The following is a 16,285-nucleotide window of genomic DNA, read 5'->3' as shown; positions in this document are numbered from 1 at the left end:
CGGGCCGCACAGAACCTCAGCGATGTAATAGATCCTGTACTAGTCTGGTGTCATGAAGTCGCCTCGCCCGGGCGGCACGGAGAACATCTCCGTCTCGATGCCCTCGGAACTCCTCGGTGCTCTGCGCGCGCGCACCGGCAAGCGTGGCGTGTCCGCCTACGTGACCGCGGCGGTCCGGCATCAGCTGGCGATGGACGGCCTCGCCGAGATCGTGGCCGCCTACGAAGCCGAGCACGAGCCGTTGAGCGAGGCCGAGATCCAGGCCGCGCAGCGCGAGTTGTTCGGTGACGCACCGGCGCCGTACGCATCCGGCGACAGCGCCGCATGAAGGAGCCCGCGGCCAGGACCCTGGTTCTGGACTCCCAGGCGCTGTCCCTGCTGCTGCGGAACGACCGCCAGATGGTCACCCGGATCGAGGCCGCTCGGCGCATAGGGGTGCCCGTCCTCGTATCGGCCCTGACGGTGGTGGAGGCCGTCTACGGGAAGACGGACACCGCCCGGCTGCACTGGCTGCTCTCCCGCCTCCAGGTCCAGGACATCACCCAGGCGGACAGCCTCACCGCCGTGCAGCTACTGAGCGATACCGGTGGCCTGCACGGCCACAAGTACGCCATCGACGCCCTCGTCGCCGCGATGGCACTCCGCTCCCCGGCGCCCGTCCTCGTACTGACCTCGGACCGCGACGACTGGGCCAGACTGTGCGGCGACCGCGTACAGATCAAGGACGTCTGACCTTGGGATTTACCCCTTCCACCGAAGACGACTCGCGACCCGAGAACGGCTGACGCCGATGTCAGTAACATCGGCGTTAGTCCCATGCGTGGGGAATCCACCTCGCCAACTGTCCCTCACGGTCGCGAGTCGTGGATCCGCACACCTCCGGACCGCGCGGCATCGAATGCGCGGATCGCACGACGACTCATCACCCTTCTGTCGTGTGCGGGCTCTGTCCGCTGCCCATACGTCCACGTCAGCCGCTGCGCCTACGAGCGCGCAAGCCGGTCCAGTGGCGCAGGCGCTCGGATATCTGGGACTCGTAGCCGTTGCGGGTGGGCTGGTAGTAGGTCTCGTGCTCCATGCCGTCGGGGAAGTAGTCGGCGCCGGAGAAGCCGTCGGTGGTGTCGGGGTCGTACTGGTAGTCCTTGCCGTAGCCGATGTCCTTCATCAGCCGGGTCGGGGCGTTGAGGATGTGGGCGGGCGGCATGAGTGAGCCGGTGCGGCGAGCGGATCGGTGGGCCGCATTGAAGCCGCGGTAGACGGCGATGGACTTGGGGGCCGTGGCGAGGTACACGACGGCCTGCGCGATCGCCAACTCGCCCTCGGGGGAGCCGAGTCGCTCGTACACGTCCCAGGCGGCGAGTGCCTGCTGGATGGCGTGCGGGTCGGCGATGCCGATGTCTTCGTTCGCGAAGCGGACCAGGCGGCGGGCCACGAACAGGGGGTCCTCCCCGCCGTCGAGCATGCGGGCGAGCCAGTACAAGGCCGCGTCCGGGTCGGAGCCACGCATCGACTTGTGGAGCGCGGAGATCAGGTTGTAGTGGCCCTCCTGTGCCTTGTCGTACAGCGGGGCGCGCTGCTGGATGTGGTGGGCGAGCGCGGCGGTGTCCAGGGGGGTGCCGAGGTGCGGGAGGGCATGGAGCTGTTCGGCCATGTTGAGCAGGTAGCGGCCGTCGCCGTCGGCCATGGCGATCAGGGCGCGGCGGGCGTCGTCATCCAGGGGCAGCCGGTGGCCGGTGAGGTCCTCGGCGCGGTCGAGGAGTGTGGACAGGGCGGCTTCGTCGAGGCGTTTGAGGACGAGGACCTGGGTGCGGGAGAGGAGGGCGCCGTTGAGTTCGAAGCTGGGGTTTTCCGTGGTGGCGCCGATCAGGGTGATCGTGCCGTCCTCGACGTAGGGCAGGAAACTGTCCTGCTGGGCGCGGTTGAAGCGGTGGATCTCGTCGACGAACAGCAGGGTGCCCCGGCCGATGGTGCGTCGGCTGCGGGCGGCGGCGAAGACCTTGCGCAGCTCCGCCACGCCGGAGAAGGTGGCCGACACCGGTTCGAAGGCCAGGTTGCTGCCGTCCGCGAGGAGGCGGGCGATGGTCGTTTTCCCCACGCCGGGCGGGCCCCACAGGATGGCGGAACCGAGGCGCCGCTGGGCGACCATGCGGCCCAGCGGGGCGTCCGGGGCCAGGAGGTGGTCCTGCCCGACGACGTCTTCCAGTCGGGTGGGACGCAGCCGGTCGGCCAGTGGCCGGGCGGGCTCCTCATCGAAGAGCGGCAGGGTCGCTTCGGTCGGTTCCATCGGTCTCTCAGATTGCGGGCGGAGCTGTGCGGGCGTGGCGAGCCTTGCACGGGGCACTGACAGGCGCGGGCTCAGCGGCTCGTGCGCGCGCTTGCAGTGCTCATCGGATACGGGGGCGGTCGCGTCGCGGCAGCCGCGCGACGGCCAGGTCGTAGGAATCCTCGACTGCGCCGGTGACCAGCCGCTTGGTGATGCCGGGGCCTGGTCCGAGCGAGATCCAGTGCCGTTTGTCGAGGTAGCGGCCCGGTGTGATCGAGGCGTGGGCGTGCATGTGCGCGCGGGCGTGTTCGGGTTCGCACTTGACCGTGATGATCTGCTCGTCCGGGTCGTCTGTGACGATCAGGAACACCTTGCCCGCGACCTTGTAGACGTCCAGGTGCTCGGTGAACGGGTGACCGTGGTCTGTCCCGGGCAGCGCGAGGGCCGTCTGGCGGGCAGTGTCCTGGAGCCGGCTGCCGGCCGCGCTCACCGCGCTGCCCGCGTGCGGCGGCCGTAGGTGTGGGGGTCGACGGGCCGCTCGGCCTGGGGCAGGTGGGCGACGACGAGCCGGTAGGAGTCGGTGACGAGTTCATCGACGAGTTCCCTGTCAACGCCACCCCCGCCCTCCAGGGTGATCCAGTGCCTTTTGTTCATGTGGTAGCCGGGAGTGATGTGGCTGTACTGCTCCCGCAGGGCGTGGGCTTCGCCGGGGTCTGCCTTGAGGATCACGACGGGTCGCCCCGGGACCTCGGTCATCAGCATGAACACCTTGCCGCGGACCTTGAAGACCTCCCAGTCGTCGCCGAAGGGATGCTCCAGCTGGGCTCCGGGAAGCCCCTCGGCGCGGTCGGCGGCGGTCTTGTGCAGGGTCGTTCCGTTCATGGGCGTTGCCTTCCTCACGGGGTGGTCGCGGCGGCACACCCCATTCTTCCTTCGAAGCCGACAAATAGGGCAGTAGGCTGCGGACACATGATGGTCGACAAGCGACACCCCAGCCCGAGCGGACAGGCCGGACCGGCCACGGTCCCGCTGTACGGTTTCCAGCCCCCGGTCGGCACCCCGTACGGCCTTGAGGTGAGCACCGTCGAGGAATTCTTCGCCCAGCACGACGACTGGCCGTGGAACCCGCCCCGCCCGGGCCGCGCCACCTTCCACTACCTCATCGCCGTCACCGAGGGCGAGTTGCGGCACGACGTCGACCACCTCACGCGGACCGTCAGCCCCGGCCAGTGGCTGTGGGTGCGTCCCGGGCACGCGCAGTGCTGGCATCCGCCCGGCGCCGCCCGCGGCCCGTTCATCCTGTTCGAACCGGATGTACTGCGGCCCGACATCGCCCGCCTGCTGGCCCCGCTCACCGCACACGCGGCTCCTGCCGTGCTGAGCCCGCACCCCGACGACACCGCCTGGCTCCAGCAGACGGCACTCCAGCTTCTGGACGAACACCGCGCACTCGGGCGCCGACCCCTCGACGTCCACCACGCCCTGCGGCGCAGCCTGCTCGAATCACTGCTGTTACGCCTCGCAGGCGCCCCCGGGATCACCCCCGCCGACACGAGTGCCGGCACGAGCCGTGGCGACACCTACGGACGGTTCGCGGACGCCCTGCAGCTGCACTTCCGCGAGCTGCATCGGGCCGCGGATTACGCAGAGCTGATCGGCTGCTCGGTCCGCACCCTCAGCCGCGCCGCCCGGGAAACTACCGGTAAGGGGGTACGTGAACTCATCGACGAACGGCGCCTGCTCGAAGCCCGGCGCCTGCTGGGAGGTGCCCGATGGGATGCCCGGTCCGTGGCCGACCACCTCGGCTTCACCGATCCTGCCAACTTCGGCCGCTTCTTCCGCGACCGCACCGGCCTCACCCCGGCCGCCTTCGCGGCCGACGAGACCACGACGCTCCCCCCGCCTCCCGCTGGTTGAGGTTCCCGAGCCCCCGCGTGCCGCCTTGGCCGACGGGCCCAGCCTCGTACGCGCGGGTGCCGGCACGGTCAGTCTGTGGTGAAGCTGGACAGCACCGCGGCCGGGAGGCGGCCGCCCGCCGAGCCGTGGGGGAGGATCTCCGTGATGCGGGCCAGATCGGTGGCGGAGAGCTGGACGTCGGTGGCGCCGGCGTTCTCCTCGATGCGCTTGGTGCTGCGGGTGCCGGGAATGGGCGCGATGTCCTCGCCCTGGGCGAGCAGCCATGCCAGCGCGAGCTGGGCGGTGGTGATGCCCTTGGTGTCGGCCAGATCCTTGAGCTGTTCGGTGGCGTGCAGGTTGTAGGTGTAGTTCTCGCCCTGCCAGCGCTCGTCCCAGCTGCGCATGTCGTCCGCGGGGTACTCGCTGGCGGGCTTGACCTGGCCGGTGAGGAAGCCACGGCCGAGCGGGGAGTAGGGCACCAGGCCGATGCCGAGTTCCCGCAGAACGGGAAGGATCTCCTCCTCGACCTCCCGCTCGAAGAGCGAGTACTCGTACTGGAGCACGGAGACCGGGGTGACGGCGTGGGCGCGGCGGATGTACTGGGGGCCGACGTTGCTCAGGCCGAAGTACTTCACCTTGCCTTCGGTGATCAGTTCGCCGACCACGCCGGCGACCTCCTCGACCGGAATGTCGGGGTCGGAGATGTGCTGGTAGAAGAGGTCGATATGGTCGCTCTGTAGGTAGCGCAGGCTGTTCTCGGCGACCTTGCGGATGTTTTCCGGGCGGCTGTCGAAGGCGGGGCTGATCGCCGGGGCGGTCATGTCGAAGCCGAACTTGGTGGCAAGGACCACCTCGTCGCGGAAGTCTTTGACTGCCTCACCCAGGAGCATCTCGTTGCTGCCGGTACCGGCGCCGTACAGCTCGGCGGTGTCGAAGAAGTCGATCCCGAGTTCGTGGGCGCGGCGGATGGTCGCGATGCCCTCGTCGTCGTTCGAGGCGCCGTAGGCCATGGACATGCCCATGGTCCCCAGGCCGAGCGCCGAGACGCGCAGACCCTGAGAGCCCAGATTGCGGTGCTGCATGAGTTCACTCCCTGAGTAGTTCGCCGGCTTCACCCGCACAGGTCAAACCGAACTGTTCCGTTTGACTCTACGCGCCGATCACCCAGATGCCAAACCAAACGGTTTGGTGCTCTATCCTGGGACCATGTCCCAGTCCCGCGACTCCGGCCAGACCGCAGCGCCCGCAGCCGCCGTCGGCGACACCACGCGCGAGCGCATTCTTACCGCCGCCATGGAGGAGTTCGCCCGCCACGGCATCGCCGGCGCCCGCGTGGACCGCATCGCCAAACTCGCCAAGACCAGCAAAGAACGCGTCTACGCCTACTTCCGCGGCAAAGACGCGCTCTATGCCGCCGTCGCCGCACGGGAGCACGTCGTCATCGCCGAGGCCACCCAGATAGACCCGTGCGACCTCCCCGGCTACGCGGGCCGCCTGTTCGACTACTTCGTCGCCCGTCCAGACCACCACCGCCTGATCACTTGGGGCCGCCTCGAACTGCCGGGCACCACAGCCGTTGCCGACGATCCCGCCCAGGCACTGCTCGCCCGCAAAATCGACCAGCTCCGCCAGGTGCAACAGGCCGGACAGCTCGACCCCGCCTGGGACCCGGCCGACGTCCTCGCCCTGGTCAACCAGATCGCCATGACCTGGGCATCACAACCCGAACTCAGCGAGGCCGCCGCCGCACACGCCGTGGACCCCACCACCGCCGCCCGCCGCGCCGCGGTGGTGACCGCTGTCGAGCGGCTTTTCCCTCGAGTGCGCTGAGGTCCACCCGACCTGGGGCAGCCCTGCCCGCACATCCCCCGAACGGCGCCGGCCGCCATCCGACAGGGCCGGAAAGCAGCGCCCCGCACCTCCTCGACGGGTGCGAGCTCCGGGTCCGACGGGGGCCGGATGGCCGTGGCACCAAAAAAGTCTGCTGCTGTCTGGTCCGCCATCTGTTCTCTCCTTCGGAAACAACGGCCCCCGCCGACGCTCGCCGCCGGCTTGAGGCACCCACTGCGCACGATGTGTGCGATGACCTTGTCGCGTCCCGCGATCAGTTCTCAGTCGTCCAGGACGACGACGTGCTTGCCCGGCGTGGCGCCGGATTCGAGGTCGGCCTGGGCGTCGCGGACCTGTTCCAGGCCGTGGTAGACCTTCGCGACCGGCACGTTGAGACGCCCGGCGGCGATGGCCTGCAGCTGGTGAGCGAAGACGTCGGCCGGGAGGTCGGCGGCCTCACCGCCGTAGGACGTCAGCCGCACCCCACCCGGGAGCATGAACGGGCTGAAGTCGGGGATCGTCCACTGGCCCGCCAGGGCTCCGGTGAAGCAGACCGTGCCGTGGCGGCGGACGGCGTTGAGGGTGTCGGGGAGGACCGAGCAGCCGACCAGTTCCAGGGCGGCGTCGACACCGTCCGGCATCAGCTCGCGCACCTGGTCGGCGAGGGTGCCGTTGTCGACGAGGGGGTGGTCGACGCCTGCGGCCCGCAGTTCCCCGGACCTCGCCGGGGTGCGGGTGGTGGACAACACGGTCGCTCCGAGGTCCTTCGCGATCGTGGCAGCGCTCAGCCCGACCGTGGAGGTGCCGCCGCGGATCAGCAGCGTCTGCCCGGCCTTGAGATCCAGGCCGCGGGTCAGTGATCCGTAGGCGGTCTGGAACATCTCCGGCAGCGCACCGACGACCTCCCACGGCAGGCCGGTCTCGAAGGGGATGACCTGCGCCGCGGGGACGGTCACGTACTGGGCGTAGGCACCGTCGTAACTGCGGCCCATGTCGCCCATCATCGTGGCCACCTGCTGTCCCGGCCGCAGACCGCTGCCCTCGTCGGCCTCGTCGACCACGCCGACGCCCTCGATGCCGGGAACACGCGGGTAGGTGACCACTGCGTCCGACTCTCCCTTGCGGGTGGTGACCTCGGATTCGTTGACGCCGAATGCCTTGACCTCGATCCGCACCCAGCCGGGCTTGCGGACGGGCACCGGGACGTCCTTGATCTCCAGTGCCTCCAGGCCGCCGGGCCGGGTGACAACGACGGCCCTCATCGTCGCCGGTGCGGCGTCGCCGGCTGCTGTCGGTTGGCTCATGTCGAGTTTTCCTTACTCTGTTTCGCCCCCCTTGGCGTGCAGTTCCGTATCGCCCGCCGGCCGTCAGGGGCGGTCGATGCCTTCCCACAGGTCGAGGACCTGCTGGTAGTGGGCGGTGCCGTCGAAGGGAGAGTTGCCGACGGTTTGCGAGGTGGGCTTGTCCGTGACCGCGGGCCACAGACGGGAGTGCTCACCGGTGGCGAAGTCGAGCACGATGTCGCGGATACGGGTGTCCCGCTCGGCCTGTTCGGCGCTGCGACCCGGCTTTTCCTGGCCGACCAGCGCGTACATCTCGGTGCCGTGCACGGCGGGCGCGCCCTCCGCGGGGCCGATCATCAGGAGGTAGGCGTTGCCGCCGACGGCGGCGTGGGCCAGGGCGCCGCGGGCTGCGGGGATCGCGAAGAGGTAGTCCGCCATGACCGCGGCGCGGACCTCGGCCGGGGTACGGCCGCCCTGGTCGTAGGCGTCGACGATCTTCTTGGCGCGGGAGCGGGGAATACGCCACCCCGAGACCTCGTCGACGATGCCGTCGATGGTGCCCGGGTCGAACCGGTCGAGGTCGTTCGCCACCCACCAGCCCATGTCGTCGCTGGCCATGCTCAGCAGGATGTCGACGTCACGGTGCGCGCCCGAGGCGAGCACGTCCATGGGGTGGGCGTGCACCACCGCACCGGGCTGTCCGGTGTCCAGGACGACGCCGGTGGCCTTGTTGTCCACCCCGCCCCGTTCTCCGAGGTCCGTCGGGGCGACCTTGCGCAGGGCGTCCCGCAGGGAGAGCGGGTCGAGGTCCAGCAGCTTCTCCGGGTTGTCCGCGACGCCGAGTTCGGCGACGAACAAGTGCGCGAGTTCCTCGGCCCACCAGGCCGGGATGGAGCGGGCGGGCCCGCCGGAGAACCCGGCCAGGCGCCGGTACAGGCCGTCGGCGGAAGAGGCGCCAAGCAGTCCGAGGGAGGAGTAGGCGCCGCCGCTGTGGCCGTAGACGGTGACGTTGTCCGCATCGCCGCCGAAGTGGGCGATGTTCCGCTGGACCCAGGTGAGCGCGGCGATGATGTCCTGGAGGAAGAGGTTGCTGGCCTCGGCAAGCTTCCCGCCGTACTGCGAGAGCGAGAGCGGGCCCAGCGCGCCGAGCCGGTAGTTGACCGACACGCCCACCACGCGCCCCGACGCGGCGAGACCGGCGGCGTTCGAGGTGATCTGTGTGTTCGCGCCGTACTCGAATCCGCCGCCATGGATGTACACGGCCACCGGCAGCGCCTTCCCGGCCGGCTGCTCGGGGGCCCACACGTTCAGGTTCAGGCAGTCCTCGCCCATCCCGCTGTCCGCTTCGAGCCAGTCGCCGCTGTCGGGCTGGACAGAGACGACGCCCTTGCGGTCATAGGAGCGATCCGGAGCGAAGCCGGCGACCACGGGCCGGCGGTACCGCTCGGCGGTGGCGTACGGAATTCCCCACCAGGACCGCACCCCTGGTGTAGTCGGAGCCTTGGGTGTGGTGGCGGTCATGGCATGTCCTTCCGGCGCGGTTCGGATGCTTCGCGCGGTGTATCGGCGGCTGGTCGCTCATGGTGACGCTCTCCCATCGTTCCCTGGGGTCCAGCAAATCGCCCGCCGGGCAGCGGTCACCTGATGGTCACCAGGTGACAGTCAGCCATTCCTCTTCCTCGTCGTCCGCGGACCCCAGCGCCCTTACGCCCCGGAGGCACCCCGCTGCCCCCTCCGCCGCTGCGGCCCTTCCGAGTAGCCGGACCACGCCTGCGCGCCTGCCTCGCCGGACCGTCGCCGTCCCGTGCGGGCTCGGTGGCGTCGCTGTCTACGACGGCCGTGACCTGCGTAGGGCCGACCTGTCGTCCGCGACCGAGCCGCAGCGTTCGACCGCTGCCGACCAGAGGGTGGCGCCCCGCCCTGTCATGCCGCGCGATAGCTGCCTCCGGGCTCGCTCCGGAGAAGGGGAGAGGCCGTAACCGGGAGAACACGCTTGCCCCGCCACACCTCGGCTTGGTCCCACTGCGACAGGGCATCTATTCCACAGCAGCAATGACTGCACCTTGGGGAAGGGCCGTGCAGCAAGATCTCAACGAACGCCAGCAAGCCGTGCTCGACTGGATCAGCAACGGATGCCCCGACGGAACCTGGAACGACACCACCTACAAGGTCAGCGCGCAAGCCCTGCAAAACCGAGGGCTCGTCAAGATCACCAAACGTCGGCGGTACTGGACCGCCGAACTCACCGACAAGGGGCGGCAGTACAGCGGCAACGACAACAACTCCCCCACAGAAACCAGCAGCCACGCCCCAGAAAACCCCCGTGCAGACGTAAGAAGGCCGCGTCCGAGAACCCCGCCGAAGACCCACGCGATCTACGCCGACCAGCTCCTCGAAGAACTGGCCGCCAACAACGGTTACCTCATCAAGCCCATCGACACCGGCCCTCACGCCGTGAATTGGGCATCACGTGTCAGCATCACCCGCAAGTCCGGCAAGATCCCCAACACTCAAGAGCCCTACGGAAATCACACCCACCGGGGCTACGAGATCAAGCTCGTCGACATTCCCGCCTGGCGTATCGCCGAACTCGCTCCACTCCCCGTACCCGCGCGGCTCAACCGCCCCCACGCCGTGGTGGCCGCACTTCAAAAGCAGCCCCAGCCCATGGGATTGACCAAGACCGTTCAAGGGCGAGCCCTGCGATCATCCACGCACTCATCACCACAGCTCAAGAACAAGGCCACGTCGCGGCACTCGGCCCCACGCAAGGCGCCCCCCACCGCACCGACGCCGTAAAGCCGAGCCGCACTTCACCATTACCGCCCAAGGCGAAACGGTCGGCTTCCTCGTTCTCCAGGAACAGGACCGCAGCCAACACATCCCCACCGCCAAGGAACTCGCCGACGCCAAGAAGCACAGCTGGATGCGCATCCCCCGCTTCGACTACACCCCCTCCGACCGGCTGCGCTTCATCCTCCGCGGCGGCAACCCACACCGCGCACGGAATGGGCCGACACCGCCAATCGGCCCCTCGAAGACCAACTCACCGAGATCGCGCAGGAGATCACGCTGCGCGGAGAGGCCGCCGAACGCCGGCTCCGCGCAGACCAGCGAGCCGCCGAAGACAGACGGCGCCGCTGGGAAGCCGCCATGCAAGAAGCCCGCACTGCCTACGCCCACGCCTACCGCGTCAAACAGCTCGACGAGCAGGCCGAAGCCTGGCATCGAGCCACGCGCCTCGCCGAGTACATGGCCGCCGTGCGCACTCACGCCGCAGCGCTCCCGCCCGCGAGGAGAAGGCGGGGACCGAGGAATGGCTCGCGTTCGCCACCACGCACCTCCAACGTCTCTCCGAGACCGCCTCAGCGCCAAAGCTCCCCACACCACCCAAACCCGACGCCGCCGAGCTTGCACCCTTCCTCCACGGCTGGAGTCCGTACGGGCCCCGCTCGTACTGAGCCAGCGCCGGCCAACGTCCCAGCACGGCGTTCCCATCCCATCCCAGCACGATCCCAGCACGGTAGGGATGAGCAGGGGTGATGACAGGTGACGAGGGGTCAGCTATCCCAGCACCATCCCAGCACGGGAAAAAACCAAGGGCCCGACTCCAAAGAGTCGGGCCCTCTCCAACCTGCATGTTTGCCAGATCGGCGACGTGGTGATAAGTCAGCCGCTACACGTTGAAGCGGAATGTCTGCGGTCTGATCCTGACCTGCGGCGGAGCCCCCTCCAGGGCTCTGACCTGGGACTTCCTGGTTGGCGTGCGTTGGCTCCAGACGGCTGTTTACGGGTGTCCTGCGGACTGTCTGCGGACTGACCGGGCGTACCGAGGCAGAGAAATCCATGGCGCACCGACCGGACCTGCAACGAGACTGCGCAGGTGAACGACCTCTACCCGTGTCCCTGCTGCGGGCACCGCTTGCTGGACACGATGCCCGGCTCGTACGAGGTCTGTCCCGTCTACTTCTGGGAGGACGGCGGGGTCCAGTTCCGCTGGCCGGCCATGAGCGGCGGCGCGAACAAGGTCTCCGTATGTCCGCCCGCCGACCGAGGACGAGCCGCTCGACCCCGCCTGGCGCCCCATCAAACCTGACGCGTGACTCCTTCGAGGACTGGACAGCCGAGGACCGCGCTCCGTGGCCCGCCGACCGCTCGGTGCTCTGCTGGTGGCTCCTCACTTTCTGGCGCCGCGATCACCCATGACCACTCACATCGAGAGACTCATCCATCAGCTCGACGACTCGACCGGACCGTCGTACGACGCCCGCGCGGAACTGATCGGCATCGGCTCCGACGCCATCCACGCCATGATCAACGGACTGCCCTCCCTCGGCGGCTTCGGGCAGCTCACCGCCATCGAGGTCTTCGAAGAGGTGGCGGACCCACGCTGCGGCCCTGCTCTGATCGCCCTCCTGCGCAGCGACGACTCCACCGTCCGGGAATGGGCGACGATGGCCCTGGCCAGCCTGAAGATCGACGGCGCGGTCGAACCCGTGCGCCGCGCCTATCGCGCCTGTCTGGAACGGCGACGCCACCGGACTGGAGCGAGCCGGAAGGCATCCGCTGAGCCCTGACCGAACTCGGCGCACACGCCCCCGTCGTTCCACCGCTCACCGCGCGCCTGCGAGCCACCACTGCGGACGACGGCCCCGGGCTGGCCCTCGTCCCACTTCACCGAGAGCTCTCCTCACCTACGAATACCAGCGAGGTAATGTGCCGAGCACTCGGCACGCTTGCGCCTGAAGCGCGCCTTGGAGTCAGTGCCGCTGTCCGGTCATCTCACCTGTACTGGACGACTATTGCGGCGCTTCCTGCGCCTCGGCCCGTTATCGCCTCGTGCATAGAGCAGGAGATCGCCCGTCGTCAACGCCATGGCATCACCCGGCCGTCAATCGTCAGACTGAGGTCGGGTGATGCCATCATGCATGGCTCTATCCCCGGGCGCCCGTGACCGTCAGCAGGATGCCCCAGCTGTTCGACTGGCTCAGGTGTGCCTCGGTGGCGAACAGGTACTTCCACATCCCGAACTGTCCGAGCTCGGTCACCTCCTTCGCCCACGCTTCGGCAGCGGCCTTCTTCGCAAGGACCGATTCGCTGGACGACTCCGCATCGGACTTACCCTCGACGAGCCAGTGCACGCCCTCCACATCGACGGCGATGAAGTCTGGGAAATACCGGGAACCGTTGTCGAGCTGGATGTAGGTGTCTCCGCGCGATTCGAGCCGAAGCCACCATTTGAGCTTGGGGCTCACATCCATCAGATTGGCGAGCTTGACCTCGGTCGACCGCGCGTCGAAGTACACGACCGGAAGAATCGAGCTATCCCAACCTGTGTATCCCATGCCCCGGATCACCTTCTCAGTGATCTGCATTTTCGGCATGGTCTGTCCAGGCCACGGCTGGATCGGGGGCGGGATGCTCACCGTCACGAACTCGTGCTCGGTCTTGGCGAGCTTCTGCCGGAAACTGGCGACCACCAGCCTCTCCAAGTGGCTCAGCGCAAGCTTTGCCCGCGCCTCCTCCCATGGAGTGTTGTCCTCGTCGTCCGTCTCGATCGCCGCTCCGAGGAACGCTCCCACGATGCGGCCGGCATGCACGACCTCGTCGTGCGTGAGCTTCAACTGCGGCAGGTTGAGAATCCGATCTTCCAGGTCTTCCTTGACCTTCACGATCGGCAAACTGCGCTGCGTCGCGGTGGCGGACTTCTGCTCCTGCGTGAACGTGGTGACGGCATCGTCGATGCCGCGTGTGGCGTCCACCGCCGTACGCCTCAGCTCGACCTCTATCGCATGCTTGAACTTCTTCCCCTCCGCCGCCACGGTTTCTGAGCTGACGAAAGACAGGCTGTACGTGTCAGGCTTCTCCAGCAGACGCCTGCTGGGAAACTTAATGACGGGCGCCCCTTCCTTGGGCTTCATGCTCTGCGGGATCTGCTTCTTCTCCGCCCCAGCTTCGGCGAGCCGGTGCTCCAAATCGGCCATGCCGAGGAAGACCGTCTCGGGCACATCTGCGCCATACCCTCCGTCCCTGACAGGGGCTTCGCCAGTGAAGACGATCATCCCTTGAGTCTCCGTCTCGGTGCGCAAGGGCGTGGGTGCAGCGCCACCAGCCCCCGCAGCCCCGCTTCCCGGCGTCGCCCGTTGCAGAAGAGTGTTCTCCAGAAGGGAGTCCTTCGAGGCCAGCAGCCGCCGGTACGACTCGTGAGCGATGATGTCGACGCTGTCGATCATCGAGAAGCCGACACGCTCCCCGTACGGCAGACGCAGACCGCGGCCGAGGATCTGTTCCGTGAGCGTCTCGGAGGCGAGTGTCCGCAGCGCCACGATGACGCTGATGTTCTTGACGTCCCAGCCTTCCTTGAGCATGTTCACCGAGACCACGGCCCGGACCGGAGAGTCAGGGTTCTCAATGTCGCCGAGAGCTTCGAGGGCGTCCTCCTTGCTACCCGACGTGATCTGCAGGACGGCTCCCGGCTCCTCAATGAATCCCGGACCCGCCAAAATATCGGCAGCCTCTGTCGCCTCTTCGATGCTCTGGCAGACCACGAAGAGAACAGGGTTGACCATTGGACGCCCGTGGATCTCAGCCCAATCCTGAGTGGTCTCCTCTTTCACTTTGCGCAGATGACAGGCGTCAGCGAGCTGAGTCCGAACATCAGTGTGCCCGTCTTCGCGATAGACGATGACCGGCACCTTGACGAGCTGGTCCGCAATGGCCTCAGCAAGGGAGTACTGGAAGACGACCCTGCCGGGGACCTTTCGGTCCGTCTCGTCAGGGGTGGCCGTCAGGCCCACAAGCGCACGGGGTTCGAGGTCCCGGACGGCTTCGTGGAACTTCTTCGCCTCGCTCCGGTAAACGTGATGCTCGTCGGCGATGACGACGAGATCATCAGCCGTGCGCAGGTGGTCGTACAGAGCTGTCCCGATAAACTCGTCGGTCACATGCGCAGTACGGGACGTCTTCGCTGTCGGCTTCGTGAGCAAGTGGACATTGAAGATGAATACCTTCAGCGCATCCGGATCATGCAGCGCATCACCAACACGACCACCCGCATAGTTCTCCGGGGTGATGACGATAGGCTCATAGTTGGCGCCTGGCACGAATTTCGGACTGCCGGGGTCGAAGTTGGCGACCGTCTTCCTCTGGATGGTCCGGCCCGGGGTAACGATCAGGATGTTGCGAACACCCTGCGAAGCGAGGTAATCAATCAGAGCCCGGCAAATGTACGTCTTGCCTACGCCTGTTGCCAGATCACAAACGACCTCTCGGCCGTCCCCCGACTGGATCTCCTCGACGACCTTGGCCATGGCGCGACGGTTGGGATCCCGCAACTCCATGCGGGTAGCCAGGTCCTCGATCGTCGCCTGGTCGTATGTGATCCAGCTCAACGCAGCACACGTCCCTTCATGTCCAACAGGTCCTGAGGAGCCTTCTTGATGCGCGAGCCCGGGCTGAGGTTCTCCAGAAGGGTTGCCGCCTCGCGCAGGTAACTCTTGGCCACGATGAGAACCCTCTCGTCCTCGCTGAGGGCTTCAACGACGGACCGAACTGTGCTCTCGGAGACAAGCCCGTCGACAACGGCAAGCCGCTGCCGCCCCTTCCCCCCGACGAACGGCGCCTGGGCACCCGGCTGCAGCTCGAACCCGGGGATCTGCGCGCAGGCGGCCGCAGCGAAGGCGTCTCCAGCCACCCACGGGGCGAGGAGCAGCCGATTACCCAAGCGCTCATACATGGATGGGGCAACTTCCAGATGACGGAACCCCCCACCCTTCTCCCATCCAACGGAAGCGGTTACTCCACCTGGCTCTTCGCCGTTTACGACCATCTCAAGACGAGGTCGCAAGAATGTTTCAACAGTTGCACGCTCTCGCTCGATAGCAACCCAACGCCTACCCATTTTATGCGCAACAGCAGCCGTGGTCCCCGATCCACCGAAGCAATCAAGAACGATGTCACCCGGATTGGATGCGATAGTAATCACACGCTCCATGAGACCTTCAGGCTTCGGTGTCGCGAATGCCGGAACGTCCGGAAACATCTTTCGGAAATGGTCACGCTTGGCGCCCATATTGCTACCAACCTCTGCGGCCGGCCACCAAGTCCGCGGAACTACACCCGACTGAACTTCCGACAGATACCTCTTGACGATGGGCATCCTGTTGCCATCTTTGCCGAAGTAAACGCGCCCCTCTTCAAGCGCACGCTCGAAGTTCTCCCTGGAGAAACGCCAGTAGACCCCACTCGGAGGGGTAACAATACGCCCCGAAGGGAGCGTGACTGGATAGCGCATAGCCTCTGACCCAGATTTCGCCGTACTGTCCGCTCCCTGAAGCCATGGCCCCCGGTGGTCGCCGTCTGGATTCTTGTACCGCTTTTCTTGATCGGCGGTTCGTGGGAGAAGGTTCCTAGTCGGACGCCACACGTTCCAATTCTTCGCAAAGACTAGAATGTAGTCCTGCACCGTACTGATGGCAGTGTCATTTCTCCTACCGGCGTCGGTCTCCCAGACAATCGTTGCAGCAAAATTCGACCGCCCGAAGATCTCATCCATGAGTACCTTGCAGTACGCCATTTCCGAGTCATCTAGATGCACCCACACGCTTCCGTCTTCTGCAAGGAGATCTCGGATAAGCAGAAGTCGCTCACGCATCATCGTGAGCCAGACGGAGTGCTCCACACCGTCGTCGTAGTGCTCGAAAGCCTGACCCGTGTTGAACGGCGGATCGATATATACGAGCTTTACCTTGCCGCGATACCTGTCCGCGAACTCGGGGAGCCTCGTGAGCGCCCTGAGCGCGTCTCCACTGTCCCCTGCGATGAGCAGATTGTCTTCAGCGCGCTTGAGGTCGCCATGCACCTCACCCACAGTTGCGACATCGCGAAGTAGGCGGGTCTCGGTCACCCGGTAGTCATCCCGGTCGAGCCACTCGTAGCCGCCATCCTGAGTACTGATGAGCGACCTGTCCTTGTTAACCCAAGACAGGCTGAGTCGCCCCGAGGTGCCCATGCC

Annotated in this window: 16 protein-coding genes; 7 read left to right on the top strand and 9 right to left on the bottom strand. The window is 66.9% G+C overall.

The window, feature by feature from the left end; all coding sequences use genetic code 11:
- Window positions 1-52 precede the first annotated feature (52 nt).
- Together ABTX18_RS08115 and ABTX18_RS08110 are read left to right on the top strand one after the other, a co-directional pair.
- A complete protein-coding gene (locus ABTX18_RS08115; RefSeq protein WP_352121928.1) occupies window positions 53-328 on the top strand; it encodes a hypothetical protein in 276 nt (91 codons plus the stop codon).
- Entirely contained in the window at window positions 325-732 is a 408-nt protein-coding gene (locus ABTX18_RS08110) for a type II toxin-antitoxin system VapC family toxin (RefSeq protein WP_352121927.1), read from the top strand. The genes ABTX18_RS08115 and ABTX18_RS08110 overlap by 4 nt, the downstream gene beginning before the upstream one ends.
- Before the next feature lie 238 nt (window positions 733-970).
- Here the strand turns inward: ABTX18_RS08110 and ABTX18_RS08105 are convergent, their stop codons facing one another.
- From ABTX18_RS08105 to ABTX18_RS08095, 3 genes are all read right to left on the bottom strand, one after another.
- The gene (locus ABTX18_RS08105) at window positions 971-2,284 is read right to left on the bottom strand and encodes a replication-associated recombination protein A (RefSeq protein WP_352121926.1); all 1,314 of its coding nucleotides are present in this window, start codon (window positions 2,282-2,284) and stop codon (window positions 971-973) included.
- A gap of 100 nt (window positions 2,285-2,384) precedes the next feature.
- On the bottom strand, window positions 2,385-2,753 hold the full coding sequence (locus tag ABTX18_RS08100) for an MmcQ/YjbR family DNA-binding protein (protein WP_352121925.1): 369 nt from the start codon (window positions 2,751-2,753) through the stop codon (window positions 2,385-2,387).
- Window positions 2,750-3,145, bottom strand: coding sequence for an MmcQ/YjbR family DNA-binding protein (locus tag ABTX18_RS08095; RefSeq protein WP_352121924.1), 396 nt, complete (start codon window positions 3,143-3,145; stop codon window positions 2,750-2,752). Before ABTX18_RS08095 ends, ABTX18_RS08100 begins: the two co-directional genes overlap by 4 nt.
- Before the next feature lie 87 nt (window positions 3,146-3,232).
- Here ABTX18_RS08095 and ABTX18_RS08090 point away from each other — a divergent pair, with 87 nt between their 5' ends.
- Window positions 3,233-4,180 carry a helix-turn-helix domain-containing protein gene (locus tag ABTX18_RS08090; RefSeq protein WP_352121923.1) on the top strand — a complete coding sequence of 316 codons (948 nt, stop codon included), beginning with the start codon at window positions 3,233-3,235 and terminating at the stop codon, window positions 4,178-4,180.
- A gap of 68 nt (window positions 4,181-4,248) precedes the next feature.
- On the opposite strand, the gene ABTX18_RS08085 is transcribed toward ABTX18_RS08090, so the two are convergent.
- Complete coding sequence (locus tag ABTX18_RS08085; RefSeq protein ID WP_352121922.1) at window positions 4,249-5,241, bottom strand: aldo/keto reductase; 993 nt, start codon at window positions 5,239-5,241, stop codon at window positions 4,249-4,251.
- Window positions 5,242-5,365: 124 nt separating this feature from the next.
- Between ABTX18_RS08085 and ABTX18_RS08080 the strand changes: the two genes are divergently transcribed.
- Complete coding sequence (locus ABTX18_RS08080; RefSeq protein WP_352121921.1) at window positions 5,366-5,989, top strand: TetR/AcrR family transcriptional regulator; 624 nt, start codon at window positions 5,366-5,368, stop codon at window positions 5,987-5,989.
- 281 nt (window positions 5,990-6,270) lie between these two features.
- On the opposite strand, the gene ABTX18_RS08075 is transcribed toward ABTX18_RS08080, so the two are convergent.
- Window positions 6,271-7,293 (bottom strand): alcohol dehydrogenase catalytic domain-containing protein, encoded by a 1,023-nt coding sequence (locus ABTX18_RS08075; protein WP_352121920.1) that lies wholly within the window; start codon window positions 7,291-7,293, stop codon window positions 6,271-6,273.
- 63 nt (window positions 7,294-7,356) lie between these two features.
- A complete protein-coding gene (locus ABTX18_RS08070) occupies window positions 7,357-8,793 on the bottom strand; it encodes a carboxylesterase family protein (RefSeq protein ID WP_352121919.1) in 1,437 nt (478 codons plus the stop codon).
- 555 nt (window positions 8,794-9,348) lie between these two features.
- Between ABTX18_RS08070 and ABTX18_RS08065 the strand changes: the two genes are divergently transcribed.
- The gene (locus tag ABTX18_RS08065) at window positions 9,349-10,071 is read left to right on the top strand and encodes a hypothetical protein (RefSeq protein WP_352121918.1); all 723 of its coding nucleotides are present in this window, start codon (window positions 9,349-9,351) and stop codon (window positions 10,069-10,071) included.
- Window positions 10,072-10,218: 147 nt separating this feature from the next.
- Here the strand turns inward: ABTX18_RS08065 and ABTX18_RS08060 are convergent, their stop codons facing one another.
- Window positions 10,219-10,545: a hypothetical protein gene (locus tag ABTX18_RS08060; RefSeq protein WP_352121917.1), complete on the bottom strand. Its 327-nt coding sequence runs from the start codon at window positions 10,543-10,545 to the stop codon at window positions 10,219-10,221.
- A gap of 661 nt (window positions 10,546-11,206) precedes the next feature.
- Between ABTX18_RS08060 and ABTX18_RS08055 the strand changes: the two genes are divergently transcribed.
- Both ABTX18_RS08055 and ABTX18_RS08050 read left to right on the top strand, forming a co-directional pair.
- Window positions 11,207-11,368 (top strand): CPCC family cysteine-rich protein, encoded by a 162-nt coding sequence (locus ABTX18_RS08055; RefSeq protein WP_352122457.1) that lies wholly within the window; start codon window positions 11,207-11,209, stop codon window positions 11,366-11,368.
- Between the two features lie 106 nt (window positions 11,369-11,474).
- Window positions 11,475-11,849, top strand: coding sequence for a HEAT repeat domain-containing protein (locus tag ABTX18_RS08050; protein WP_352121916.1), 375 nt, complete (start codon window positions 11,475-11,477; stop codon window positions 11,847-11,849).
- A 357-nt stretch (window positions 11,850-12,206) separates the two neighbouring features.
- Here ABTX18_RS08050 and ABTX18_RS08045 read toward each other — a convergent pair whose 3' ends face one another.
- Window positions 12,207-14,663 carry a DEAD/DEAH box helicase gene (locus ABTX18_RS08045; protein ID WP_352121915.1) on the bottom strand — a complete coding sequence of 819 codons (2,457 nt, stop codon included), beginning with the start codon at window positions 14,661-14,663 and terminating at the stop codon, window positions 12,207-12,209.
- Window positions 14,660-16,282, bottom strand: coding sequence for a site-specific DNA-methyltransferase (locus tag ABTX18_RS08040; RefSeq protein WP_352121914.1), 1,623 nt, complete (start codon window positions 16,280-16,282; stop codon window positions 14,660-14,662). Before ABTX18_RS08040 ends, ABTX18_RS08045 begins: the two co-directional genes overlap by 4 nt.
- Window positions 16,283-16,285: the final 3 nt, after the last annotated feature.

Source organism: Streptomyces sp. NPDC096323 (assembly GCF_040302845.1).
Lineage (GTDB): Bacteria > Actinomycetota > Actinomycetes > Streptomycetales > Streptomycetaceae > Streptomyces.
Note: the sequence above shows the minus strand (reverse complement) of the source record. Positions and strands in the feature narration are given on the sequence as shown.